The following is a 24,334-nucleotide window of genomic DNA, read 5'->3' as shown; positions in this document are numbered from 1 at the left end:
CTAACCGTGAAAAAAAATGTATGGATATTAATAAATTGGAGCCAACGGCTGTTTGGAAGAATTTTTCAAAATTGAACGCGGTACCTAGACCCTCTAAAAAAGAGGAAAGGGTAATTAGCTTTATGTTAGAATTTGGCAATGCCCTTGGCTTAGAAACTTTCTCTGATGCCATTGGTAATGTTATCATAAGGAAACCTGCGACCAATGGTATGGAGGCTAAGAAAATGATAACGCTGCAAAGTCATTTAGATATGGTGCATCAAAAAAATGCAGATACCGTATTTGATTTTGATACCCAAGGTATAGAGATGTATGTTGATGAAGATTGGGTAAAAGCAAATGGTACTACATTAGGTGCCGATAATGGTATGGGTGTAGCGGCAATTATGGCGCTTTTAGAGAGTACAGATATTCCTCATCCTGCTCTTGAAGCCTTATTTACTATTGATGAAGAAACAGGTATGACCGGTGCTTTTGAATTGAAAGCGGGAGTTCTACAAGGTCAAATTCTTTTAAATTTAGATACGGAAGAAGATGATGAAATCGATATTGGTTGCGCAGGTGGTATAGATGTTACGGCAACTAGAACCTACAACGAAAAAGATGGTACACATGGTGATGCCGGTGTAGCGATTACCGTAAAAGGTTTAAAAGGAGGACATAGTGGTATGGATATTCATAAAGGATTGGGTAATGCCAATAAAATTATGAACCGATTACTTTATTTAGGACTTGATTATAATGTTCGTATTAGTTCTTTGAATGGTGGTAGTCTTAGAAATGCGATACCAAGAGAGAGTGTTTGTAAATTGAATGTTGGTAGAAAACATGCCGATAAGTTTTTGAAGGAAGTTAATAAGCTTATTGAAGCTATTAAGGAAGAGTTGAGTGTACAAGAGCCTAATTTACAAATTGAAATAGAAGATATTAAGCCAGCTAAAAAAGTTATGGGACTTGGTGCTCAAGAAAAATTGGTTAAGGCTGTTTATGCTGCACATAACGGAGTTTATGCTATGAGTGGTGCTATTGATGATTTGGTAGAAACTTCGAATAATATAGCTATTGTAAAGGTCAAAAAAGGAGAAATAAAGATTGGTTGTTTAACGCGTTCATCGGTTGATACGGCAAAGTTAGATTTGGCGAATTCTTTACGTTCTGCTTTTGAGATTAGTGGTTTTGATGTGGAACTCAGTGGTTCTTACCCTGGTTGGAATCCGAATCCGAATTCTGAAATATTGACTGTTGCTAAAAACACATATATTAATTTGTTTAAAGAGCAGCCAAGGGTTGTTGCTTGTCATGCAGGTTTGGAATGTGGAATTTTAGGTCAGAATTATCCGGATGTGGATATGGTAAGTTTCGGACCTACTATTCTTGGTGCTCATTCACCAGATGAAAGAGTGAGTATTTCATCAGTGCAGAAATTCTGGAGTTTGCTATTAGAAATTTTGAAGAATACAAATTAGAATTACAGGTATAAAAAAAGCCCTTTAGTGAAAACTAAAGGGCTTTTTTGTTTGAGATTGTTATTCAGAAATACCTGTAATTTCTAAATCGAAAATTAAATCTGCATCTGGTGGAATTGGACCGCCACCTTGTGGACCATAACCTAAATGAGACGGAATGAACAAACGAACTTTATCGCCAACTTTCATTGTTAAAAGTCCTTCTCTAAATCCTGCAATTAAACGAGATTCAGGAGAATAGTCCATCGGTACTGGCATGTAACCGCCACCTTGTTGTCTTTTAATATCGAACATACCATATTTCTGAGCAACTTCTTCGTAGTTACTATCGAACAAAGTACCATCCATTAAATAACCAGCGTACATTACGTTTACTTTCTGACCAACTTTTGGTTTGTCACCAGAACCACTTTCTAAAGTTAATACCTTAAGACCAGAAGGTAAAGTTTGAGCTTTTGCTTTTTGAGCTTCGGTAGCAGCAGCAAATTCAGCTTTTATTTTTTGTACTTCAGCTAATTTTTCAGCTTTCTCTTTTTCAATAGCAGCAAGTCTATCTTCTTCACCATCAAAATAATCGGTCATTACTTGAACAGCATCGAACTTACGAGCTTCTTTACCGTTTCTAATGATTTCTACGGTGTTCATTAAAACTGGTTCTACTGGCTTATTGCCAGCGCCTACTGCAACATTTGCAATAGAATCAACAACATCCATGCCTTCAATAACCTCACCAAAAACGGTGTGCTTGTTGTTTAACCATGGTGTCTCTTTATGGGTGATGAAAAACTGACTACCGTTAGTGGTTGGGCCAGAGTTCGCCATTGAAAGAATCCCTTTTTTATCATGAACTAATGAATCATTGAATTCATCCATAAACTTATAACCTGGGTTTCCGGTACCTTGACCTAATGGATCTCCACCTTGAATCATGAAATCTTTCATAATTCTGTGAAATGTTAATCCGTCATAATACTTTTTACCTTTATATTCTTCACTAACAAAGGTATTTGTTCCTTCTGCTAAAGAAATAAAGTTCGCAACTGTAACAGGAGTCTTATCTTGCTCTAAACGAACGATAATATCGCCTTTAGATGTTTTGATATCGGCAAACAAACCGTCTCCTAAATCGGCTCTTTTGCCGGTTTTGCAGCTAGCTAAAACTAAGGTTATAACTGCAAGCAAGTACATTTTTTTAATCATAATGGTCATTTTAATTTACTGTGTTGTCTTCTTGTTTCTCTATTTGTAAAATTGTAATTGTAGATTTTAAAGGAACATTGCTTCCTATTTTATTTTCATCGCCATGGTAACCAAAGGCAATTGATGAAGGAAAAAGAAATGTAGCGCGCTCATTTTCTTTTAACATTTTAACCGCATCTCTAAGACCTAAGAATAGCTCTTGCTTATCAACTTTATAGGTGAAAACGCCAATTTCTTCTTTTGAGTAGATAGTGTCATTGTCCAAAGTTAATATGTCATAGCTGAGTGCTACTAAATCTCCTGTTTTAGGTGTGTAATCACTTTCTTCATTAACCGTTAAATAATGATACCAAGAACCAGAATTACTGTGCGAGTAGTGTTTTAAAGAATCTAATGCTATAATTTCTTGAATTTTACTTTCTTCAGCTTCAAGTAGCTTGCGACTTCTTTCAATAGATGCCTTAAAGAAACTTCCGCTTTTTGTTTGAATCGGTTTTCTTGGTTCAGGTCCATCACAACTAACGACCAAAATGGCTAAAAATAAAAATGAAACTAATCTCATGACTGTAGTTGATTCTTATATAAAGGTAGTAACGAAGTAAATTTTGTAATAGTTTCTTCTAAGTTATCATCACTTTTTCCGCCTGCAGCATTTGTATGTCCGCCGCCACTAAAATGTTTTCTTGCGAAATCATTTACCGAAAACTCTCCGACTGATCTAAAAGAAATTTTATAAATGCCTTCTTCTCTATTTTCTATGAATATGACGGCAAATTTAATACCATCTAAAGTTAGGCCGTAGTTTACAAAACCTTCGGTGTCTCCTTTTTGATAGTTATAGGTGTCTAATTCGTCTTGACTCATTGTAATATATGCCGTAGCATACTCTTCTAATATGACCATATTCTTCAATGCGCAACCTAATAAGTGTAGTCTGCTCGGAGAATTAGTGTCATATATACGATGATGAATTTCTGTACCTTCAGCACCTTTGTCCATAAGGTCGGCAATAACTCTATGGGTATTACTGGTAGTTGCCGCAAATTTAAAAGAACCGGTGTCTGTCATAATACCGGTATATATGCAATTGGCCATTTCTGGGGTAATACTGTTCTCATCACCTAATTGATTGATCAGAACATAAACCATTTCACAAGTAGAACTCATTTTTACATCAGAGTACATGATTTTAGCATAATCTGATGGCTCTTGATGGTGGTCTACCATTACAAAAGTTGCCTTAGCAGATTCTAGTATATCGCTCATTTGACCAACACGACCAAGATGGTTAAAGTCTAAAGTGAATATGATGTCAGCATTGTTAATGCATGATTTGGATTGTGAATTTTCTTTTTCAAAATTCAAAATTTTATCTGATCCTGGCATCCACTTTAAAAACTTCGGATAGTCGTTCGGTGCAACAATACTAGCCGTATGACCGGTATTAACCAAATAATGCCAAAGTGCTAATGTTGATCCAATGGCGTCTCCATCAGGATTCTTGTGTGGTATAATCGCTATTTTCTTTGATGAAGAAAGTAACTTTTTAAGCTCGTTTAGGTGCTCTAAATTCATGGCGGCAAAGATACAATTTAATAATATAGGCTTTAAAGCGAAAGCCTTAATTTTACCCAGACTTAACTATCTCATATGAAAATTACATACTTTTTTATTTGCGCACTCTTTTTAGGGTCATGTTCGTCGAACAAAAAACAAGTTGAAAATAAAGCTACGAATAGCGATTTCGTTTTAGCTTTTGGTTCTTGTAATAGAGTTGATTTGCCTAACCTCTTGTGGGATGATATATTAAACACCAAGCCCGATGTTTGGGTGTGGGGCGGCGATAATATTTATGCCGATACTGATGATATGGTTGCCTTACGGGCTATGTATAATAAGCAAAAGGAGCAAACAGGGTATAAAAAGTTAGTAGAAACTACTGATATTTTAGGTACTTGGGATGATCACGATTACGGATTAAACGATGGCGGAGTAGAGTTCGAAGCTAAAGATGCCAGTCAGCAAGAGTTTTTGAATTTTATGAACGTACCAGATGATAGTCCGCTACGTAAACGGGAAGGAGTATATAATTTGAAGAAATATGAAGTCAAAGGTCATTCTATAAATATTATCATACTAGATACCCGATATTTTAGAACCCAATTAACACCTGATACCGAAACTTCTAAAAGAGTTAAGCCAAATGAATATGGCGATGGTACTGTGTTGGGTGACGTGCAGTGGGCATGGTTAGAAAATGAATTGAATACTTCAAAATCAGATTTTAATATTATTGTGAGTAGTGTTCAATACTTGTCTGATGATCACGGATTTGAAGCTTGGGGTAATTTTCCGCATGAGGTTGATAAATTGGCGAAGGTAATAGCAGATTCTAAAGCAGCGGGAGTAATTGTATTATCTGGTGATCGACATATTTCTGAATTTTCAAAGACAGTTATTGATGGTATGCAGTATCCGTTAGTAGATTTTACAAGTAGCGGACTAACGCATGCTTATAGAGGTTTTACTGGTGAGCCTAATAAATATAGAGTAGGGGAAGTTGTTTTTACAGAAAGTTTCGGAATTTTAGAGTTTGATTTTAATGCCAAAAAGGTTGATTTTAAAATAGTTGGAGATAACGGAATAGTGCTAGAGAAACTAGAACAAGTCTACGAATAGTTGTGAGATATGTATAAAAACGTATTTTTGCGCAAAAATTAAGATATGAGTACGAATAGAACGTTTACGATGATTAAACCAGATGCCGTTAAAAACGGACATATTGGGGCTATTTTAGAAAAAATTACTGCTGCTGGTTTTAAAATCGTAGCAATGAAATATACACAATTGAGCTTAAGAGATGCACAAGAATTTTATGGTGTACACAGCGAGCGCCCATTTTTTGGTGAATTAGTTGAATTCATGACAAGTGGTACAATTGTAGCAGCTATCTTAGAAAAAGAAAATGCTGTTGAAGATTTTAGAGCATTGATCGGTGCTACCAACCCTGCAGATGCAGCTGAAGGTACTATTCGTAAAATGTTTGCTACTAGTATTGGTGAGAATGCAGTACATGGCTCTGATAGCGATGAGAATGCAGCTATTGAAGGTTCATTTCATTTTGCAGGTAGAGAAATTTACTAAGTAAGATAGTTTAGATGTTAAAAAAAATGCCAGTTCGAAAGAACTGGCATTTTTTTTATAGTATTTTCCAACAGCCAACAGCCAACAGCCAACAGCTATCGCAAAACCAGCTTTTTAATCACTTCTTTTCCGATTTCTTCGTTGAGCATGCGAATTATTTTCGATTTGCCTAAGCTTAACTCTTCTCGTAATACAGAAGAACTTAAAGCCACGTAAAGGGTGCCGAACTTTAATTCAATTTCGGTGGTGTAATTATTTACACCATTACCCATAAGTTTAGCCCATGCAGTTCTTGCATCTACTTTATCTATTCCTTTTTCTAATTTATTTTTCTGAATAAATGCAGAAAGTGCATCTTTCATTGAAGTATTATCGTTGCCTCTACTCGCCATTATGGGGTTATGTTTATAGGTTCAAATCTGTTGTATTCGTAGGTAAGTCCTTCTTTATTTTTTACAGAGAAACTTTCTTTAGTTAGTTTGATCAAGACTTCTTCCCAAGTATTCGAATTATTGGTGTAACTCATGAAAATAGAATCGTTAGAGATTCTAATTTGAAAAGGCTCTGCATCATCAGAAGTTTCGAAAGTACCATTAAATTTTGGGTCTACTTTTTTTCTGAATCCTTTTAAAGAGTCTAATTGTATATAATCAACCGTACTATTAATAGAGTACTCTTTTTTTGCTCCGTCTTTAAAGGTAACTTCTTTTATTTCCCAATAGCCATTTAATAGATGTAATTGACTTTTGTCAACTTTAGAACTACAAGAAGCAAGAAATATGAAGCAAATGATTAGTAGTTTTTTCATCATTACAATTTAAAGATTTTATACGATTGATGAATTTTTTTAACAACACTTTCGGTTCTATCCGCATGGGTGTCACTAATAAATATCTGACCGAAATTTTCATCATTTACCAAAGTTATAATATGAGATACACGATGCTCATCTAACTTATCAAAAATATCATCTAAAATTAATATAGGCGTAGTGCCACTTTGCGATTTCATAAAATGAAACTGTGCGAATTTCAAAGCTATTAAGAAAGATTTCTGCTGCCCCTGACTACCAAACTTCTTTATAGGGTGGTTACTGATTTCAAAGCTAAGATCGTCTTTATGAACACCAACGCTGGTATATTGTAGTGCGCGGTCTTTGTCTAAATTTTTATTTAAAAGCGTAAGCAGATCATCATCTTTCAACTTACTATCGTAAGAAAGCGAAACATCTTCTGTATTGCCAGTAATAGATTTATATTGTTCTTGAAAAATAGGAATAAAAGCTTCTAAGAACGATGTTCTCTTTTTAAAGATTTCTGTGCCATAAGTGTTCATTTGTTCGTTGTAGACCGCTAAATTGTCTTTATTAAACGTTCTATTGGCTGCAAAATACTTTAATAGCGCATTTCTTTGAGAAACTACCTTATTATAGTTAATGAGGTTTTGTAAATAGCTTTTGTCTGATTGAGAGATTACTCCATCAATGAATTTTCTACGGGTGTCGCTACCTTCTATTATAAGGTCTCTATCTGCTGGTGAAATTATTACTAAGGGTAGAAGACCTATGTGGTCTGCAAAGCGGTCGTATGCTTTTCCGTTACGTTTAATAATCTTCTTGTTATTCTTTTTAAGGCTACAAACAATTTTTTCTTCTCTACCTTCTTTTTCAAAAGTACCGTCGATCACAAAAAAATCTGATCCGTGACGAATGTTTTGAGAAGATACCGGATTAAAATAGCTCTTGCCAAATGACAGGTGATAGATAGCGTCGAGAATGTTTGTTTTTCCTATTCCGTTATCACCTACAATACAATTTATTTTAGCATCGAAAGTCAGTTCTTTTGACTCAAAATTTTTGTAATTGATCAATGATAATTGTCTCAGCAGCATTAATAAAATCGGATTTTAAATTTGGAAGAATGTATACTCGCTTAAAATATCCAAAAATAACGAATAAATACACTTTGCGATTTCAATAAAACCATTATTTTTGCGCGACCAATAAATTTACAGATGGCAACATATAAGAAAAGAGGATATAAACCTGAAACGAAAGCTGAACAGCAAGAATTTGAGGAACAGGAAAGCACAACGGCAGAGGTTTTTAGTTCTTTAGATGAAGGCGCTTCTAGATCAGAAGAGTGGGTTTCTAAGAATCAGAATATCATTTTAGGTGCCATAGGTGTTATTGCTATCAGTGTTTTGGGCTATTTAGCTTACGACCAATTCGTAGAGAAGCCGAAAGAGGCTAGTGCAGCAAATGAGTTGTACTACCCGCAACAATATTTCGACCAAGCTTTGGTTGCTACAACTGCTAAAGATTCATTGTTTACTTTGGCACTAGAAGGTGCTGAAGGTAAATATGGTTTTTTAGATATCATTGAAGAATATAATGGTACAAAAGCTGCTAACCTTGCAAATTATAGTGCAGGTATGGCATATTTGAATATGAACAATTACCAAGAAGCGATTACATATTTAGAGGATTTTAGCTCTGACGATGCTGTTTTAGGTGCTTTGGCAAAAGGTGGTTTGGGTGATGCTTTTATGCAATTAGACCAGGCTTCAGATGCTTTAGGTTATTATGAAGCTGCAGTGAAGCATAGTGGTAACGAATATACTGCTCCTAAATTTTTATATAAAGCGGGAGTTACTGCTTTAGAAATGGGAGATAAGGATAAAGCTTTAGGTTTTTTCCAAAAAATAAAAGACGAGTTTCCAAAATCAGAAAACGCCAATTCTATAGATGCTTTTATAGGTATGGCTAAAAGTGGTGAGTAATGGCTACAGTAAATAAAAATTTATCGGTTTACGATAAGGCAACAATCCCAAACGCGAACGGACTTCGGTTTGGGATTGTTGTTTCAGAATGGAATTCAGAAATAACAGAAGGTTTGTTTTCTGGTGCAATTGAAGCATTGATTGATTGTGGAGCACAAGAATCAGATATTATCCGTTGGGATGTGCCTGGTAGTTTTGAACTTACTTTTGGTTCAAAAAAAATGATCAATTCACATAAGGTTGATGCCGTAATTGCCATTGGTAGTGTAATACAAGGCGAAACAAAGCATTTCGATTTTGTTTGTGATGCTACCGCTCAAGGTATTAAAGACTTAAATATTACTACCAATGTGCCTGTTATTTTTTGTGTACTTACAGACAATAACATGCAACAAGCTATAGATCGTAGTGGTGGTAAGCATGGTAATAAAGGTACAGAAGCCGCTATTGCTGCGATTAAAATGGCAGTTTTAGGTAGTTAACAGCCTTTTTAATAGTTCTATTTTCTTATAAGTTTAAGGGTATTAGGTTAGTATCGTAAGATGTTAACAAATTTTGGCATTGGTAACATGCCCTATTTTTCTATTTTAAGTAACTTTGAGGTTATGGGGATGTTGAGCAAAATAACGCGGTTACGAAAAAATAGGTCATTTGAATACAATCCTAGGTATTATGATGGCAAAGGAAAAGGGAATCCGTTTAAAATGGAACCTAAATTCGACCAGTTTCGTAGTACATTAAATACATCTCGAGGATTAAAAAGAAAGATTAATAGTGCTATTGAAGACTCCAAAAGAAAAGGAGATCGCAACTTAAAAATTAGAATGGTAATTATAATTGCGGTATTGCTTCTTATTTTTCTTTACATAATTGATTTTGACCTCACAATTTTCTTTACTTCATAATGGCAGATATTATTAGATTATTACCTGACCATGTAGCAAACCAAATTGCTGCTGGTGAAGTGGTGCAACGTCCATCTTCTGTGGTAAAAGAATTAATGGAGAATGCCATTGATGCAGGTGCTACCGAAATTCAACTGATTATAAAAGATGGTGGTAAAACACTAATTCAAGTAGTTGACAATGGTAAGGGTATGAGTGGTACAGATGCTCGTTTAAGCTTTGAGCGGCATGCAACATCTAAAATTCAAAAGGCAGAAGACCTTTTCAATTTAAATACTAAAGGTTTTAGGGGAGAGGCATTAGCCTCTATTGCAGCGATTGCACATGTAGAAATGCTGACCAAGACCGAAGATGACGAGATTGGTACGAAGATTAAAATAGAAGGTAGTAAAATAGTGACTCAAGAAGTTGTTGTTGCCCCAAAGGGAACTTCAATGCTAGTAAAGAATTTATTTTTTAATATTCCTGCTAGACGTAATTTTTTAAAATCTGATCAAGTTGAATACCGGCATATAGCAGATGAGTTTCATAGAATATCATTAGCGCATCCGCAGGTAGCATTTAATTTTTACAATAACGGTAGTGATGTTTTTCAATTGCCGGCTACCGATTTCAGAAAACGTATTGTTCATATTTTTGGTAGAAAGACAGATGAGAAGTTAGTACCTGTTGAAGAAGAAACTCAGGTGGTGAAAATATCTGGCTATATTCAAAAACCTGAATTTGCAAAAAAGAGCAGGGGAGAGCAGTTTTTCTTTGCTAATAATAGATTTATAAAGAGTCCGTATTTACATCACGCTATATTGGGTGCTTTTGAAGGATTAATTCGTCCGGGTACACATCCAGGTTATTTTTTGAATTTAGAAGTTGATCCGGGTACTATTGATATAAACATACACCCAACGAAAACAGAAGTTAAGTTTGACGACGAGCATACATTGTATGCAATGCTTAAATCTACGGTAAAGCATAGTCTGGGGCAATTTAATGTAGTTCCGGCTTTAGATTTTGAGCAAGATCAAAATTTAGATACGCCCTATTCTTATAAAAATAAAGAGGTCGGTATACCGCAAGTTGTGGTTGATTCTTCTTTTAACCCTTTTGAAACTGTACAACCGTCGAAAGGAAATTCTTCTGGTGGTAGTTATTCAAAACAAAAAGTTGATGGTTGGGAGAATTTGTATGTAGGTTTAGAGAATACTGTCGATAGTGGGGCAAGTCATATAGAATTTGAGTCAGAGGTTGTAAATAGTAGTATTTTTGATGATGAAAGAGAAGTTTTTGATCATACGACCACTACTTTTCAAATGCGTAAAAAGTATATTATTACGACCATAAAATCTGGTATGGTGGTAATTAATCAAAGTAGGGCGCATCAACGCGTACTTTACGAGAACTTTTTAAAGAATATTACAATAAAAGAAGCTGTAAGTCAACAATTGCTTTTTCCGTTGACTTTATCTTTTTCAACAAGTGAAATAAATATCTTAAAAGAGATAAAAGAGAATTTATGTACTGTGGGTTTTGTATTCGGAGAAATAACTGAAGACGGAGTAGAGATTTCTGGTGTACCTGTATTGGTTGTAGAAAGCGAAGTTCAAATGATAATGGAGCAATTGATTTCAGATTTTCAACAAGAAGTACCTGGTGATAGTTTTTCTCAAAGTGATATGTTGGCGAAAACTTTGGCAAAAACCCTTTCGGTTAAAACAGGTGAATCCTTAGATGAGGTTTCTCAAGTAAAGCTCGTTAATGACCTGTTCGCTTGTAAGGAAACCACGCTTAGTCCGTTTAACAAAAAAGTATACATTACTGTTACAGAGAACGATATTGAACGAAAATTTATATAAATGGGAAGAATTACAGATACTATAAAGCATTTACTGATTATCAACGTTCTGTTTTTTGTTGCTACACAAATGTATGGCGAGCAAATGTACGAGTGGTTCTCATTGTATTTTCCAAAGAACGAACACTTTGAACTATGGCAGATTATAACACATATGTTCATGCATGGTGGTTTTATGCATATACTTTTTAATATGTATGCACTGTGGGCTTTCGGTACACCTTTAGAGCGTATGTGGGGTAGAAATAAGTTTTTGTTTTTCTATATCTCAGCGGGTTTAGGTGCAGCTTTAATTCATATAGGTGTTAATTATTATTACTACAATGCTGGCATGAGCGCTTTAGTTGATTCGGGAATTTCTGAAAGTAGTATTCTAGAGATTATTAATAGCGGACAGTATAATACAGAGTGGTATTCCATTGCAGGTAAAGCGACGATAGATAACTTTTTAGGTGCTTTCAATACTCCGGTAGTCGGTGCATCGGGTGCTATTTATGGTATTTTGGTAGCATTTGGTATGTCTTATCCTAATAGCGAATTGTTTCTTATTTTTCTGCCTGTTCCTATTAAAGCAAAATTCTTTATTCCTGTTTTAATCGGATTAGATTTGTTTTCTGGCGTTACTGGGTACAGTTTGTTTGGGCAGGGTATTGCTCACTTTGCACACGTAGGTGGAGCTTTGTTCGGTTTCTTAATGATGTGGTATTGGAAAAAAAATCAGTTTAATAATAATAGGTGGAACTAAAATATGGCTCAACCAGATTTAAAATATCAATTTAGTAGACTAAACATTGCAGAGAAGCTCATTGCGGTTAATGTAGTGGTGTTTATTGTAAATGCTTTAATACCATTCTTACTTGGTCTGCAAAAAGATACCATTGCTCAATGGTTTGAGCTGCCTAATGATATTGTCGATATCGCTTTTCAGCCTTGGTCTATAGTTACTTATTCCTTTTTTCATGGTGGCATCGGACACTTGTTTTGGAATATGTTGATGATTTATTTTGTAGGTAGAATATTTCTAAATCTCTTTGATGCAAAACGATTCTTAAATGTTTATATACTCGGAGTAATTTTAGGCGGACTATTCTTTGTGTTAGGGTATAATATTTTTCCTGCATTTTTTGATACGAATGCATCATTAATAGGAGCTTCAGCGGGAGCTAGTGCTGTTTTGATATTTATTTGTACTTATTTACCTAATCAAGAAGTTCGGGTTATATTTTTCAATGTAAAGCTTTGGATGGTCGGTGCTGTATTAGTACTTAGCGATTTAATTCAATTGCCTATGAGTAATTCTGGCGGACATTTAGCGCATTTAGGAGGTGCATTTTTAGGATATCTTTATGCTAGTCAGTTAACGAAAGGAAACGATATAGGGTCTGGCTTTTCTAAATTTATGGATAGTATAGCAAATCTGTTTAAAGTTTCAGAGAAGAAGGCTCCCATGAAAACAGTTTATAAAAATAAGAGTGCTACTCGTAGTAATAGTAATTCTGCCGTAGATTATGATAAGAAGACACATCAAAAAAAGATTGATGCTATTCTAGATAAAATAAGCAAGTCTGGCTATGAAAGTCTTTCAAAAGCAGAGAAGGATTTTCTATTTAAAGCTGGTAAAGAGAATTAAGCATGAAGAAAATGTCTTTTTTTAAAAAGTTCATGTTTTTCTTAAATGTGATTGTTGCTTTTAGTTTGTTTTTGGCTTGTATAGTTCCTTATACATCTTCAGCGAGTTTGGCGTTTATTAGTTTAACAGTGCCTGCTTTGGTTCTGATTAATATGTTGTTTTTCTTGTATTGGTTAATTGGTAAAAAGATATATCTACTGCTGTCTCTTTCCATATTAGTTTTCGGTTACTTTACCTTGGGTTCATTTATTGCGTTTAATGGGAGGTCAAACAATATTGCTGATTCTGAAACTATTTCATTATTAACTTATAATGCACTTGGTTTTCATAGTAAATATCATGGTGAATGGGAGAAAATTACAAGCCCCGAGGTTATAGAGTTTGTGGAAGGGGTGAATCCTGATATTATTTATTTTCAAGAATTCGAGCCTCATTACGTCAAGGGCGATATGTTGAAAAGCTATCCATATTTAGCAAATAAATTTGAAGTTGGGGATGAAGAATCTAGTAAAGATTTAGCTATTTATTCTAAGTTTAAAATAATCAATAACGGTGAGTTGGATTTTCCTAACACCTATAATGAGGGGATTTATGCTGATATTGTATTCAAAAAAGATACCATTCGATTTTATAATCTGCATTTGGAATCTTTAAGCATAAGACCAAATTATTTTAAAAAGGAGCGTTCAGACAAGCTGTTTGTTCGACTTAGGGATTCTTTTGATAAGCAGCAACGGCAATCAGATATCGTTAGAAATCACATTAATACGAGTCCTTATCTTGTTATAGTTGGTGGTGATTTTAATAATACGCAATTCTCTAAAGTCTACTTTAATATTAAAGGAGATTTAAACGATAGCTTTTTAGAATCGGGACATGGGTATGGTGAAACTATCAAGTTTTGGAAATTTCCTTTTCGAATAGATATGATTTTGGGTGATCCAAGTTTTACTTTCTTATCTCATAAAAATTACAAAATCGATATTTCGGACCATGAGCCTATCATGGCAACTTTTAAATTGTCTGGCGAATAAAGTAACAGTCTACGGTATCAGCTAGAATATGTAGGAGCAAAGCCAAACCGATAATTCGTGTTTTCTTATAAGCGAATAACAGGGTATAGATACCAATTGCCCAATAGCTATGTAGCGGATGAAAATTTACACTGCAACGGTTAGGGTCGAACATTGGTGTAGCCAAAAGGTGGTCAACATCAATTACAATTGCAGATAATAATATTACCGCAGCCCAGAGCTTATTTTCTTTGTAGAAATAAATAGCAATTATAATGGGTACAATAAAATGTATACCATAATGCGCTATAAATCTAATCATTGTCAGCGGCTATAAACTCGTGTTTTAGATACTGTATGCTATTAGGTCCTAAATTGAACAACAGGTCTAGTATACTTAAATTAGGAGTAAACCCATGTCTATCTCCAAATACTTGTGTATAAGGCTCTATATTTAATTGAGGTTTATACTTAGCACTTATTAAAAATCTGAAATCTTCTTTGCCCTCAGAAATAGTCTCATAGGCAAGAGTTTTTTCTGTAGGCATTTCTAGCTGAAGACATTCAAATATCGTTTCTATGGTCTTTAAATTGAAGTCCAGTAAGCTATCGTAAGTTTGATGGTAAAGCGGTTTAATATCGTCTTCATAAAACTCAAAGAATGGCGATGTTCTGTAAGCTGTTTCTAAGGTACGCCAATGCTGGCGTTGCCACGGATAAGAATTGTCTATTAAAACATCTTTATATTTTTGTCTGCCATTTGCCCTGCCAGCATGAATGATTGGTATGCTCAATATATGCTTACCTCGGTCATTAGAAATATAGGTTCTATTTCTAAACGTCTGTTTTTGGTAATTATCATTTACCTCCCAGCAAATTGGGTGGTGCATAATATAGCTGAACGTAAGAATGTTCGGAAAGTAAGAGGGATGAATTAATTTCACTTTTTTTCCTTTTTACGTTTCCAGAACCAATTTCCTACGAAATAGGCTACGAGTAACATTAAAAAATATTTGAAATAAGATTGTGGTTCTCCGTCGCCGTTGACTGTAGTGAATATTCGATCCCATCTAGGTCTCCAGTTGCTAATACCTTCCGTGAAATTGTCAAAGCTCATCCAAATGAAAATAGGGGTACCGACAATATGATTTTCTGGCACATAGCCCCAAGCTCTACTATCTTCAGAGTGATCTCTGTTGTCACCCATCATCCAAAAATAATCTTGTTTGAAAGTATACGTAGTGGCTGGCGAACCATTAATGCTTATTTGATTACCAGATACAGAAATTTCGTTCTTTTCGTACTCTTTAATTATCTTTTTGTAAAGTGGAATTACTTTTAAGTTTAGGTCTACTGTAGCTCCCTTTTGAGGAATGTAAATTGGTCCTAGTTGACTATAGTTCCAAGGGTAATCAGGACTCTGTGGAAATAAGTTGATGCCTCTTCTGCCTATTGCCGTAACTTTTTGAACTACAGAATCTATATTTGGGTCCTTTCTAAGCGAATTTACCATATCAGCAGTTAGTGGTACAGTACGTTTGCGATCGGTTATTTCTTTTAATGCTAATCTATATTTAGATATCACCTTAGCAGGAATACCAGAGGCTTTTGTGGCTAACTCTAATAGACCGTTCTCGGTTTGATTAAAGCCTATTATATAAGGACTTAATCCATTTACTTGATCTTGAGTCAGTGGACTTGATTGGTATTTTCTAATGAAATCGGTAATACCTAAATTATCAAGTGTTCTAGACGATACTCCCTTTGAGCTGTAAATATCGTAGTCGAACTGTGGCTTTGCGCTTTTTGGTAATTCTAATTGTTTTCCGTTTATAAAAACATAACCATTACGTACCTCTAAAGAATCGCCTGGTACACCAACACAACGTTTTACATAGTTAGATTTTTTGTCAATAGGCTTATCAACACCTTTTTCTTTTTTGAAAAATACACGAACGGTATCTGCAGGCCAACTGAAAACTACGATATCATTTCGTTCCACTTTTGTAAAACCAGGTAACCTAAAGTAAGGTAGTTGTGGCTTTTTTAAATAAGAAGGAACTCCCAAACCTGGTAACGTATCGTGTACCATTGGAGCGGCAACTGTCGTCATCGGCGTTCTGGCGCCATAGTGAAACTTACTTACGAAAAGAAAATCACCAACTCTTAAAGTACGCTCTAATGAACCCGTAGGTATCACATATGGTTGTATGAAATAGGTATGTACCAGTGTGGCTGCAACAACAGCAAATAAAATTGAACTTACCCATTCGCCTGCTGCAGTTGTTGGGTGTAGAGATCGGTCTTCAATGTATTTAACGTCTAGCGTATAGTTTACATAGTAAATGTATAAGCCAAGCGTTAATACAACAATCCAAGTTTCCAATTTACTATTTCTACCAAAGCTTCTTATGGTTTCTACCCATATTACCGGGAACATCAATAAGTTGATTATAGGTATGAATAGCAATATAACCCACCATTTTGGTCTATTGATAATTTGCATTAACACTATAGCGTTGTAAACAGGTATTGCTGCTTCCCAGGCTTTTCTACCTGCTTTTACATATAGTTTCCAAGTACCTAAAAAATGTATTACTTGTACAATGAGAATAAAAATAATCCATTGAGTGCCGTTCATATTCTTTAATTTTTATTGAAATAGAATGAATTTTTTGATGCTAATTAAGTCATCAATAATTCATAAGTCTTTGAGTTTGATTTTTGTTACGTTTTTAACCTAGGTTTAACACATCTCGCATAGAGAAAACGCCTGTTTTACCAATAATCCATTCTGCAGCTGTGACTGCACCTAAGGCAAAACCTTCTCTGTTGTGAGCAGTATGCTTTATCTCAATACTGTCAACAATACTATCGTAGGCTACGGTGTGTGTGCCTGGTACTGTGCCAATTCTTTTTGATGTAATTTTCAAAGCTTCTTTAGATGCACTGTCTAACTTCCATTGCTTATAGTTGGAGTTTGCAATAACACCTTCAGCTAAAGTGATTGCTGTTCCGCTGGGTGCATCTAGTTTTTGCGTGTGATGTATTTCTTCAAGTTCTACGTTGTACTCAGGAAGATTTTGCATCATTTTTGCCAAGTAATTATTCAACTCGAAAAAAATATTCACTCCTAAGCTAAAATTAGAAGCATATATAAATGCTCCTTTTTTTTCATTACAAAGAGTTAAAGCATCATCATATTTATCTAGCCAACCAGTGGTGCCTGATATTATTGGTACATTGTTATGTAAACATTTGGTGATATTACCGAAAGCTGCTTCTGGCATACTGAAATCTATAGCAACATCCATCGTGCTAAAATCAATATTTTCAGAATTTTCGTCAATTTTGGCAACAATTTGATGACCACGCTTTATAGCGACTTTTTCTATCATTTGCCCCATTTTTCCGTATCCGAAAAGTGCGATTCTCATTCTTAAAATTTTATAATTAATGCCATTCCGTAATTAGGACTATTGGTCACTTGATTTAAATCAAGATAGGGCTCAAAGTCTATACTAAGGTCATCATCAATATTAAACTGTTTCAAATGTGCGTCAACATTTGCGTCAACTATATTTAAAGCATACAACGCAATTGCAGCGACTAGCCAAAGATCACGATCGCTTTGAAAACGTTCTTGTTGGTATTCTAATCTTTCTACATCAAATAATGGTAATGTTCCTTCGCCATTAAATTCATCATTTGTAAAACCGGCTTGCCTTCTTATGAATGCTGTTCTAAAACGTTGATATTGATCATTGTTATAGATGTACATGTAAACACTTCCGCCAATAGCTCCCCAGACAATAGGGGTTTTCCAGTATCGCTTATTATAAATTTGACCCATGCCAGGCAGAACTGCAGAGTAAAATGCTGCTTTACTTGGTGCTAATGGTTTGAATTCTTTTTTAGCTTTTTTGAAGGAAACAGAATCTTTTAAAACAACTCCTTTTTTAGCCAAGTCAGTTTGTACACTATCTATTTCAGTTTTAGGAATAGAATCATGTTCCTCTTGAGAAAAGGAAAAATTAATGAATAATAATAGAGTACTTAATAATGAAAGATAGTTACGCACCTGTTATCAATTTTTTGATACGGTCAAATTCCTCTTGAGACTTAAATGGTATGGTTATTTTTCCTCTGGCATTATCGGCAGATTTTATATCTACTTTTACCGATAAGGCATCTGTAAGCTCTTTTATGCCCTTACGAACAAAAACAGAAGCTTCTTTTTTTACTGTTTTTACTACATCGTCAGTAGGTACTTCATCAGCATGGTATGCTTTTACGGCACTTTCGGTATCTCTAACAGAAAGATTGTCAAAGATGATTTTTTCGTAAAGCGATATTTGATCCTGCTTTTTGTCAATATTGACCAAAGCTCTACCGTGACCCATAGTTAAAAAGCCATCTCGCATACCCGTTTGTATAATCGGGTCTAATTTTAATAATCGTAAATAATTGGCAATTGTCGATCGTTTTTTACCAACACGCTCACTTAATCTTTCTTGAGTAAGATTAATCTCGTCTATTAGACGTTGGTAAGAAAGTGCGATTTCTATAGGGTCTAAATCTTGTCGTTGTATATTTTCGACCAATGCCATCTCTAAAGACTCTTGGTCATTAGCGATACGTATATATGCAGGTATGGTGTCTAAACCTAAAAGTTTAGAAGCACGATATCTTCGTTCTCCAGATACTAATTGATACTCGTTAAAGCCTAATTTTCTTACGGTAATTGGTTGAATTACACCAAGCTCTCTAATTGAAGCGGCTAATTCTTTTATTGACTCATCATTAAAATTAGAACGAGGTTGAAACGGATTTACCTCAATGTGTTCTAAATCGAGCTCGATAATGTTACCTACAACTTTATCTGCATTCTTATCTGATGCTGTATTAATATCATTCTCCGGATCTTTTAAAAGAGCCGAAAGTCCTCTACCTAAAGCTTGTTTCTTTGTCGCTTTTGCCATACTTAAACCGTCTGCTTATTTTTTTTGACTATCTCGTTAGCCATGTTCAAATAGTTTGTTGCTCCTTTACTTGCAGCATCATATTTGATTATACTTTCTCCATAACTAGGAGCTTCACTTAATCTGACATTACGTTGAATTACAGTTTCAAAAACCATATCGCCGAAATGTTTTCTTACCTCATCAACTACTTGGTTCGATAATCGCAATCTAGAATCGTACATGGTTAATAACATGCCCTCGATATCTAAATCTGCATTATGTAATTTTTGAACACTTTTTATCGTATTCAATAATTTACCTAGCCCTTCTAAAGCAAAATACTCGCATTGAATTGGTATAATTACCGAATCTGCAGCGGTTAATGCATTCAAGGTTAGTAAACCTAATGATGGAGCGCAATCAATTAAGATATAATCGTAATCGTTTTTAAGGTCTGTAATAGCCTTTTTCATCATATACTCCCGCTCATCTTTATCAACCAATTCTATTTCAATGGCGACAAGGTCGATGTGTGCAGGAATGAGGTCTACATTAGGGGAGGTTGTAGGAATAATAGTTTCTCTCGCAGTTTTGGTATGTTCCATCAACTGGTATGAACCTAGTTCTACACCATCTACATCAATACCTAACCCAGAAGTTGCATTTGCTTGGGGGTCAGCATCGATTAATAAAACCTTTTTTTCCAATACACCTAGAGAGGCAGCTAAGTTAACTGTGGTAGTAGTTTTACCTACGCCTCCTTTTTGATTGGCTATAGCAATAATCTTGCCCATGTTCAAAGTAAGTTAGGTGGTAAAAATACAATTATTTATGGGGCTAATGAAAGCTTTTTGTTAACACTAAGTGAATAAGCACTTACTTTTCTTTAATAAAGCGTTAAACTTTTAATTATGAAATGGTTAAGCCGCTGTTTATTGTGTAGTATGTAGAAAGACTAAAACTTATTAAAATGATATGAAAAACTATTCTTTATCCTTGAGTTTTAAACTATCCTCGTATTCAATAAGATAGATTTCTTCATTCTTTTTCTTTAAATAATACTCTTCTCGAGCAAAGCGCTCAAGCTCATCTTCGTCAGATAATTTTTCTATAATTTTTTTATCCCTAGCAATTTCATCTTTCAAGAAATCTTGAGTTTTTTCAAGTTTTTTTATCTCTTTTCTTAATTCTAAATGGATTAGAAGGGAGTTGGTGTCAAAAAAAAGCATCCAAACAAGAAAAACGGACAGCACCAATACATACATATTAGTCATGATTTTAAACCATTTTTTTTGTTTCAAATCTTTGAATGCCATTACTCTTGCATTATTTTTTCATTAATAATACTCTTAACTATTTCAACGGCAACAGTATTGTATTTATTATTCGGAATAATAATATCTGCATATTCTTTGGTTGGCTCAATAAACTGCTCGTGCATTGGCTTAATTACAGCCTGGTATTTTTCTATGGTTTCATCTAAATCCCATCCTCTTTCGTTGACGTCTCTTTTTAATCTTCTGATCAATCTTTCGTCGGTGTCAGCATGCACGAATATTTTGATATCGAACATTTTGCGAATAGCAGAATTGGTCATAATTAAAATACCTTCTACGATGATAACCTTAGTAGGGTGTGTAAGTATAGTCTTTGCGGTTCTGTTGCATTCCAAAAAGGAGTATACAGGTTGTTCGATAGACTCTCCATTTTTTAAAGCAATTAAATGCTTTTCAAGTAGTGCGAAATCTATAGAACTTGGGTGGTCAAAGTTAGTTTTGCGTCTTTCTTCAAGAGATAGGTGAGATAGGTCGTTATAGTATGAATCTTGTGAAATTACCCCAACTTCTTCATTTGGTAACTCATTTATAATTTGATTTACTACTGTGGTTTTTCCACAACCTGTTCCACCGGCAATACCTATAATCAGCATACATTGTAATTTAATGCAAAAGTACATATTTGAATTTCAAAAATGCATAAACTCAAATATCAACTTTTAATAACATTGCTTGTATTGTTAAGCCTTATTTTTGCATGATGCAGAATGAACAGGTAAAACCGAATTTTGAGTTTGTCGCCTTAATGGCTTCTTTAATGTCAATTGTTGCGTTAACTATTGATGCAATTTTACCGGCAATGGCAGATATTGGCATATCGATCAACAGTCTAGATCCTACACAAAATCAATTGCTGGTAACCATGATATTTTTGGGTTTGGGAGTAGGGCAGTTGTTCTTTGGTCCGCTTTCAGATAGTCTTGGTAGAAAACCAATTGTTTACATAGGTTTTACTGTTTTCTTGATAGCTAGTATCATTTGTTTGTTAGCTCCGAATCTTGAAATAATGCTTATTGGGCGTGTGCTACAAGGTATTGGTTTATCAGCACCTAGAACTATAAGTATCTCCATTATACGTGATACGTATCGTGGCGATTATATGGCGAAAATTATGTCTTTTGTAACCGCATTTTTTATTTTAGTTCCTGTTGTAGCACCTGCAATCGGTAAAGCCGTAATGGGTATTACAGGGTGGCAAGGAATTTTTTATCTACAATTATTTTTTGCTTTGGTGGTGGGAATTTGGTTTTATAAAAGACAGGCAGAAACATTACATCCAGAATATAAAGTACCTTTTTCATTTCATGTATTTGTTAGGGGAACAAAAGAAATTTTTAGACATAAAGAAACGGTTTCATGTACCATGATATCAGGCTTTATTACCGGTTCTTTTCTGGTATACTTAAGTTCTGCTCAACATGTTTTTGAGGAACTGTATGGACTCAAAGAAACATTCCCTTATGTATTTGCAGGGCTGGCGTTATCTGTGGGGTTTTCTACCTTAATGAATGGTACCTTGGTACTGCGTTTCGGTATGCGTAATTTATCATTTACTGCATTAGTAGCTTTTACGTTTATAGCTCTATTATATAGTATGTTGTTTTACGGATATAAAGATCCTAGTATTACTATTTTACTAATATTTCTTTCGCTTCAGTTTTTGTGCTTAGGATTTATTTGGGGAAATATGAGATCAATAGCCATGGAACCTATTGGGCATATTGCAGGTATAGGCGCAGCGATTACCGGATTCATTTCTACCATTCTTTCTATACCGATTTCTATTTTCGTGGGTAGTTTTATTGAAGATTCGGTTTGGGCACTTTTTGCTGGTTTAGGTGTATGCGGACTCATATCGGTAATACTGTTTATGACCTTTAAAACGCGACCTCTTTTTGCTAGTAATCGTGCATTTTCAAATTAAGCACAGCATTTTATTTTTTTTAAATCTCAGAACATAGACTCATTTTTAGTCGTTTTTTTTCTTTGAAAATAAAAATCCATCAGATTCATGGTTAAATGATTCTGATGGATTTAATTTTTATTCCTAAGAATTGAATACTCTTCTATAAAGAATTATCCATGATTTCCTGTACAATTTCCGGATTCAACAATGTGCTTGTATCACCTAAGTTACTAGTGTCGTTACTGGCTATTTTACGTAGGATTCTACGCATAATTTTACCGCTACGTGTTTTAGGAAGTCCGTTTACAAACTGAATTTTATCTAGTTTGGCAATAGGACCAACATGTTCTGTAATCTGCTGGTTTATTTCTTTTCTTAGGTTATCGCGATCTCTACTTTCTCCAGTTTCCTTTAAAATTACATATCCGTAGAGTGCATTTCCTTTTACATCATGAGGGAAACCTACAATTGCCGATTCTGCTACTGCTGGGTGTTCGTTGATAGAATCTTCTATTGGTGCAGTACCTAGATTATGACCCGATACGATGATAATATCATCTACACGACCTGTAATTCTGTAATATCCAACAGCATCTCTCAATGCGCCATCACCTGTAAAATACATATTTTCATATGCTGAAAAATAAGTGTCTCTGTAACGGTCGTGGTTACCCCAAATAGTTCTGGCTATAGACGGCCATGGGAATTTTACGCACAGTCTACCTTCTACCTGATTGCCTTTTACTTCTTTTGCATTCTCGTCCATTAATGCTGGCTGAATACCTATAAATGGTAGGGTTGCGTATGTCGGAGTAGTAGGGGTTACATAGGGTATTGGGGTGATCATTATACCACCAGTTTCAGTTTGCCACCACGTATCAACAATTGGGCTGTTCTTTTTACCCACATTATTATTGTACCAATGCCAAGCTTCTTCATTTATGGGCTCGCCCACTGATCCTAAAACCTTAAGACTCGATAGGTCGTATTTTTCAACGTATTCTAAATTCTCTTTTGCTAATGCTCTTATTGCTGTTGGCGCAGTATAAAACTGATTCACTTTGTGTTTTTCTACAACTTCCCAAAAACGACCGAAATCTGGATAGGAAGGTACTCCTTCAAACATCAAAGTCGTTGCTCCGTTTGCTAACGGTCCGTACACTATGTACGAGTGACCCGTTATCCATCCAATATCGGCAGTACACCAATAGACGTCATTCTCTGTATATTGAAATACATTTTTAAAAGTATAAGCCGTGTACACCATGTAACCAGCTGTGGTATGCACCATTCCTTTAGGAGTACCTGTGGACCCTGAAGTGTATAGAATAAACAATGGGTCTTCGGCATCCATAATTTCGGCTACACAATCTGCATAAGCTTCATCAAGTAATGGTTGTAGCCATTTATCTCTTGTTGGCTCCATATGAATATCAGAGCCTGTACGATTTACGACCAAAACATTCGCTACACCAGGGCATGCCTCTAGCGCTTTATCTACAATACCTTTTAAATCGATTGCTTTATTACCACGAAAAGATCCGTCTGATGTCAATACAATTTTACAGTCAGAATCATTGATACGCGTTGATAATGCATGAGATGAAAAACCTGCGAATACAACCGAGTGTATTGCGCCAATACGAGCACATGCTAAAAGTGCTACCGACAATTCAGGAATCATTGGTAAATAAATACATACACGATCCCCTTTTTTAACGCCATGATCCAATAAAACATTTGCCATACGGCAAACACGTTCATGTAATTGTCTATAGGTAATATGAAGTGCTTCTTCCTCAGGATTGTTAGGTTCGAATATGATTGCCGTTTTTTCACCTCTTGTTGGTAAATGACGATCTAAACAGTTTTCGGTAATGTTTAATTTAGCACCTTCGAACCATTTTATTTCGGGTTTTTTAAAATCCCAACTAAGAACACTGTCCCAGCGCTTACGCCAAACAAAATGTTCTTCTGCAATTTCTTCCCAAAACGCTTCAGGATTACGGACCGATTTTCGATAGACTTGATAATACTCCTCCAGATGTTTAATGTGGTAATTACTCATGGTATGCGTTAATTTAATATGCAAAGGGTGTTGAAATCCTTTGGTTGTTGTTGAATGTTGATTTGTTTCAA

The 24,334-nt window shown here is 35.1% G+C and carries 27 protein-coding genes; 11 read left to right on the top strand and 16 right to left on the bottom strand.

Annotation, left to right across the window (positions count from 1 at the left end):
* Nucleotides 1-20: 20 nt before the first annotated feature.
* The gene (locus ACJJVT_RS09125; RefSeq protein ID WP_405398100.1) at nt 21-1,466 is read left to right on the top strand and encodes an aminoacyl-histidine dipeptidase; all 1,446 of its coding nucleotides are present in this window, start codon (nt 21-23) and stop codon (nt 1,464-1,466) included.
* Between the two features lie 60 nt (nt 1,467-1,526).
* Here ACJJVT_RS09125 and ACJJVT_RS09120 read toward each other — a convergent pair whose 3' ends face one another.
* Genes ACJJVT_RS09120 through ACJJVT_RS09110 form a run of 3 tightly spaced genes read right to left on the bottom strand, consistent with a single transcriptional unit; the run spans nt 1,527 to nt 4,241 of the window.
* Nucleotides 1,527-2,663 (bottom strand): peptidylprolyl isomerase, encoded by a 1,137-nt coding sequence (locus tag ACJJVT_RS09120; protein ID WP_405398956.1) that lies wholly within the window; start codon nt 2,661-2,663, stop codon nt 1,527-1,529.
* 13 nt (nt 2,664-2,676) lie between these two features.
* A complete protein-coding gene (gene gldI, locus ACJJVT_RS09115) occupies nt 2,677-3,228 on the bottom strand; it encodes a gliding motility-associated peptidyl-prolyl isomerase GldI (RefSeq protein WP_405398098.1) in 552 nt (183 codons plus the stop codon).
* Complete coding sequence (locus ACJJVT_RS09110) at nt 3,225-4,241, bottom strand: bifunctional oligoribonuclease/PAP phosphatase NrnA (RefSeq protein ID WP_405398096.1); 1,017 nt, start codon at nt 4,239-4,241, stop codon at nt 3,225-3,227. Before ACJJVT_RS09110 ends, gldI begins: the two co-directional genes overlap by 4 nt.
* A gap of 75 nt (nt 4,242-4,316) precedes the next feature.
* Between ACJJVT_RS09110 and ACJJVT_RS09105 the strand changes: the two genes are divergently transcribed.
* Nucleotides 4,317-5,345 carry an alkaline phosphatase D family protein gene (locus ACJJVT_RS09105; RefSeq protein ID WP_405398094.1) on the top strand — a complete coding sequence of 343 codons (1,029 nt, stop codon included), beginning with the start codon at nt 4,317-4,319 and terminating at the stop codon, nt 5,343-5,345.
* Nucleotides 5,346-5,390: 45 nt separating this feature from the next.
* Nucleotides 5,391-5,810 (top strand): nucleoside-diphosphate kinase, encoded by a 420-nt coding sequence (locus ACJJVT_RS09100; protein ID WP_073246135.1) that lies wholly within the window; start codon nt 5,391-5,393, stop codon nt 5,808-5,810.
* A 95-nt stretch (nt 5,811-5,905) separates the two neighbouring features.
* Here ACJJVT_RS09100 and ACJJVT_RS09095 read toward each other — a convergent pair whose 3' ends face one another.
* From ACJJVT_RS09095 to recF, 3 genes are read right to left on the bottom strand one after another with little or no spacing between them, the layout of a single operon-like run.
* Complete coding sequence (locus ACJJVT_RS09095) at nt 5,906-6,202, bottom strand: DUF721 domain-containing protein (RefSeq protein ID WP_282050929.1); 297 nt, start codon at nt 6,200-6,202, stop codon at nt 5,906-5,908.
* Nucleotides 6,202-6,618: a lipocalin family protein gene (locus ACJJVT_RS09090; protein ID WP_405398092.1), complete on the bottom strand. Its 417-nt coding sequence runs from the start codon at nt 6,616-6,618 to the stop codon at nt 6,202-6,204. Before ACJJVT_RS09090 ends, ACJJVT_RS09095 begins: the two co-directional genes overlap by 1 nt.
* 2 nt (nt 6,619-6,620) lie before the next feature.
* A complete protein-coding gene (gene recF, locus ACJJVT_RS09085) occupies nt 6,621-7,700 on the bottom strand; it encodes a DNA replication/repair protein RecF (RefSeq protein ID WP_405398090.1) in 1,080 nt (359 codons plus the stop codon).
* Between the two features lie 123 nt (nt 7,701-7,823).
* Here recF and ACJJVT_RS09080 point away from each other — a divergent pair, with 123 nt between their 5' ends.
* From ACJJVT_RS09080 to ACJJVT_RS09050, 7 genes are read left to right on the top strand one after another with little or no spacing between them, the layout of a single operon-like run.
* Nucleotides 7,824-8,591 carry a tetratricopeptide repeat protein gene (locus tag ACJJVT_RS09080; protein WP_405398088.1) on the top strand — a complete coding sequence of 256 codons (768 nt, stop codon included), beginning with the start codon at nt 7,824-7,826 and terminating at the stop codon, nt 8,589-8,591.
* Nucleotides 8,591-9,073 (top strand): 6,7-dimethyl-8-ribityllumazine synthase, encoded by a 483-nt coding sequence (gene ribH / locus ACJJVT_RS09075; RefSeq protein WP_405398087.1) that lies wholly within the window; start codon nt 8,591-8,593, stop codon nt 9,071-9,073. The genes ACJJVT_RS09080 and ribH overlap by 1 nt, the downstream gene beginning before the upstream one ends.
* 60 nt (nt 9,074-9,133) lie before the next feature.
* Nucleotides 9,134-9,496 (top strand): riboflavin synthase subunit beta, encoded by a 363-nt coding sequence (locus tag ACJJVT_RS09070; protein ID WP_341777685.1) that lies wholly within the window; start codon nt 9,134-9,136, stop codon nt 9,494-9,496.
* Nucleotides 9,496-11,346: a DNA mismatch repair endonuclease MutL gene (gene mutL / locus ACJJVT_RS09065; RefSeq protein WP_405398085.1), complete on the top strand. Its 1,851-nt coding sequence runs from the start codon at nt 9,496-9,498 to the stop codon at nt 11,344-11,346. Before ACJJVT_RS09070 ends, mutL begins: the two co-directional genes overlap by 1 nt.
* Nucleotides 11,347-12,090: a rhomboid family intramembrane serine protease gene (locus ACJJVT_RS09060; RefSeq protein WP_073246156.1), complete on the top strand. Its 744-nt coding sequence runs from the start codon at nt 11,347-11,349 to the stop codon at nt 12,088-12,090. It abuts the gene before it with no gap.
* 3 nt (nt 12,091-12,093) lie between these two features.
* Nucleotides 12,094-12,975 (top strand): rhomboid family intramembrane serine protease, encoded by an 882-nt coding sequence (locus ACJJVT_RS09055; protein ID WP_405398084.1) that lies wholly within the window; start codon nt 12,094-12,096, stop codon nt 12,973-12,975.
* Nucleotides 12,976-12,986: 11 nt separating this feature from the next.
* The gene (locus ACJJVT_RS09050; protein ID WP_405398083.1) at nt 12,987-14,009 is read left to right on the top strand and encodes an endonuclease/exonuclease/phosphatase family protein; all 1,023 of its coding nucleotides are present in this window, start codon (nt 12,987-12,989) and stop codon (nt 14,007-14,009) included.
* On the opposite strand, the gene ACJJVT_RS09045 is transcribed toward ACJJVT_RS09050, so the two are convergent.
* The 9 genes from ACJJVT_RS09045 to udk all read right to left on the bottom strand — a co-directional run bounded on the left by ACJJVT_RS09045 (nt 13,990) and on the right by udk (nt 20,882).
* Nucleotides 13,990-14,310, bottom strand: coding sequence for a DUF6122 family protein (locus tag ACJJVT_RS09045; RefSeq protein WP_405398081.1), 321 nt, complete (start codon nt 14,308-14,310; stop codon nt 13,990-13,992). The two genes, ACJJVT_RS09050 and ACJJVT_RS09045, sit on opposite strands and share 20 nt — an antisense overlap.
* On the bottom strand, nt 14,303-14,932 hold the full coding sequence (locus tag ACJJVT_RS09040; RefSeq protein WP_405398080.1) for a WbqC family protein: 630 nt from the start codon (nt 14,930-14,932) through the stop codon (nt 14,303-14,305). Before ACJJVT_RS09040 ends, ACJJVT_RS09045 begins: the two co-directional genes overlap by 8 nt.
* Nucleotides 14,929-16,629: a signal peptidase I gene (gene lepB, locus ACJJVT_RS09035; RefSeq protein ID WP_405398078.1), complete on the bottom strand. Its 1,701-nt coding sequence runs from the start codon at nt 16,627-16,629 to the stop codon at nt 14,929-14,931. Before lepB ends, ACJJVT_RS09040 begins: the two co-directional genes overlap by 4 nt.
* 94 nt (nt 16,630-16,723) lie before the next feature.
* Nucleotides 16,724-17,425 carry a 4-hydroxy-tetrahydrodipicolinate reductase gene (gene dapB, locus ACJJVT_RS09030; RefSeq protein ID WP_405398076.1) on the bottom strand — a complete coding sequence of 234 codons (702 nt, stop codon included), beginning with the start codon at nt 17,423-17,425 and terminating at the stop codon, nt 16,724-16,726.
* A 2-nt stretch (nt 17,426-17,427) separates the two neighbouring features.
* Nucleotides 17,428-18,069 carry a DUF5683 domain-containing protein gene (locus ACJJVT_RS09025; protein WP_405398075.1) on the bottom strand — a complete coding sequence of 214 codons (642 nt, stop codon included), beginning with the start codon at nt 18,067-18,069 and terminating at the stop codon, nt 17,428-17,430.
* Entirely contained in the window at nt 18,062-18,970 is a 909-nt protein-coding gene (locus tag ACJJVT_RS09020) for a ParB/RepB/Spo0J family partition protein (protein ID WP_405398074.1), read from the bottom strand. The genes ACJJVT_RS09025 and ACJJVT_RS09020 overlap by 8 nt, the downstream gene beginning before the upstream one ends.
* Nucleotides 18,971-18,972: 2 nt before the next feature.
* Nucleotides 18,973-19,746: a ParA family protein gene (locus ACJJVT_RS09015; protein WP_405398073.1), complete on the bottom strand. Its 774-nt coding sequence runs from the start codon at nt 19,744-19,746 to the stop codon at nt 18,973-18,975.
* 189 nt (nt 19,747-19,935) lie between these two features.
* Nucleotides 19,936-20,268: a septum formation initiator family protein gene (locus ACJJVT_RS09010; RefSeq protein ID WP_282050941.1), complete on the bottom strand. Its 333-nt coding sequence runs from the start codon at nt 20,266-20,268 to the stop codon at nt 19,936-19,938.
* Entirely contained in the window at nt 20,268-20,882 is a 615-nt protein-coding gene (gene udk / locus ACJJVT_RS09005) for a uridine kinase (RefSeq protein WP_324028018.1), read from the bottom strand. Before udk ends, ACJJVT_RS09010 begins: the two co-directional genes overlap by 1 nt.
* Before the next feature lie 107 nt (nt 20,883-20,989).
* Between udk and ACJJVT_RS09000 the strand changes: the two genes are divergently transcribed.
* Complete coding sequence (locus ACJJVT_RS09000) at nt 20,990-22,213, top strand: multidrug effflux MFS transporter (protein ID WP_405398954.1); 1,224 nt, start codon at nt 20,990-20,992, stop codon at nt 22,211-22,213.
* Between the two features lie 142 nt (nt 22,214-22,355).
* Here the strand turns inward: ACJJVT_RS09000 and acs are convergent, their stop codons facing one another.
* The gene (gene acs, locus ACJJVT_RS08995) at nt 22,356-24,263 is read right to left on the bottom strand and encodes an acetate--CoA ligase (protein ID WP_405398070.1); all 1,908 of its coding nucleotides are present in this window, start codon (nt 24,261-24,263) and stop codon (nt 22,356-22,358) included.
* Nucleotides 24,264-24,334: the final 71 nt, after the last annotated feature.

The organism is Maribacter sp. Asnod2-G09, from assembly GCF_045063795.1.
Taxonomy (GTDB): Bacteria; Bacteroidota; Bacteroidia; order Flavobacteriales; family Flavobacteriaceae; genus Maribacter.
The sequence above is the reverse complement of the archived record's forward strand: the minus strand, read 5'-3'. Positions and strand labels throughout refer to the sequence as shown.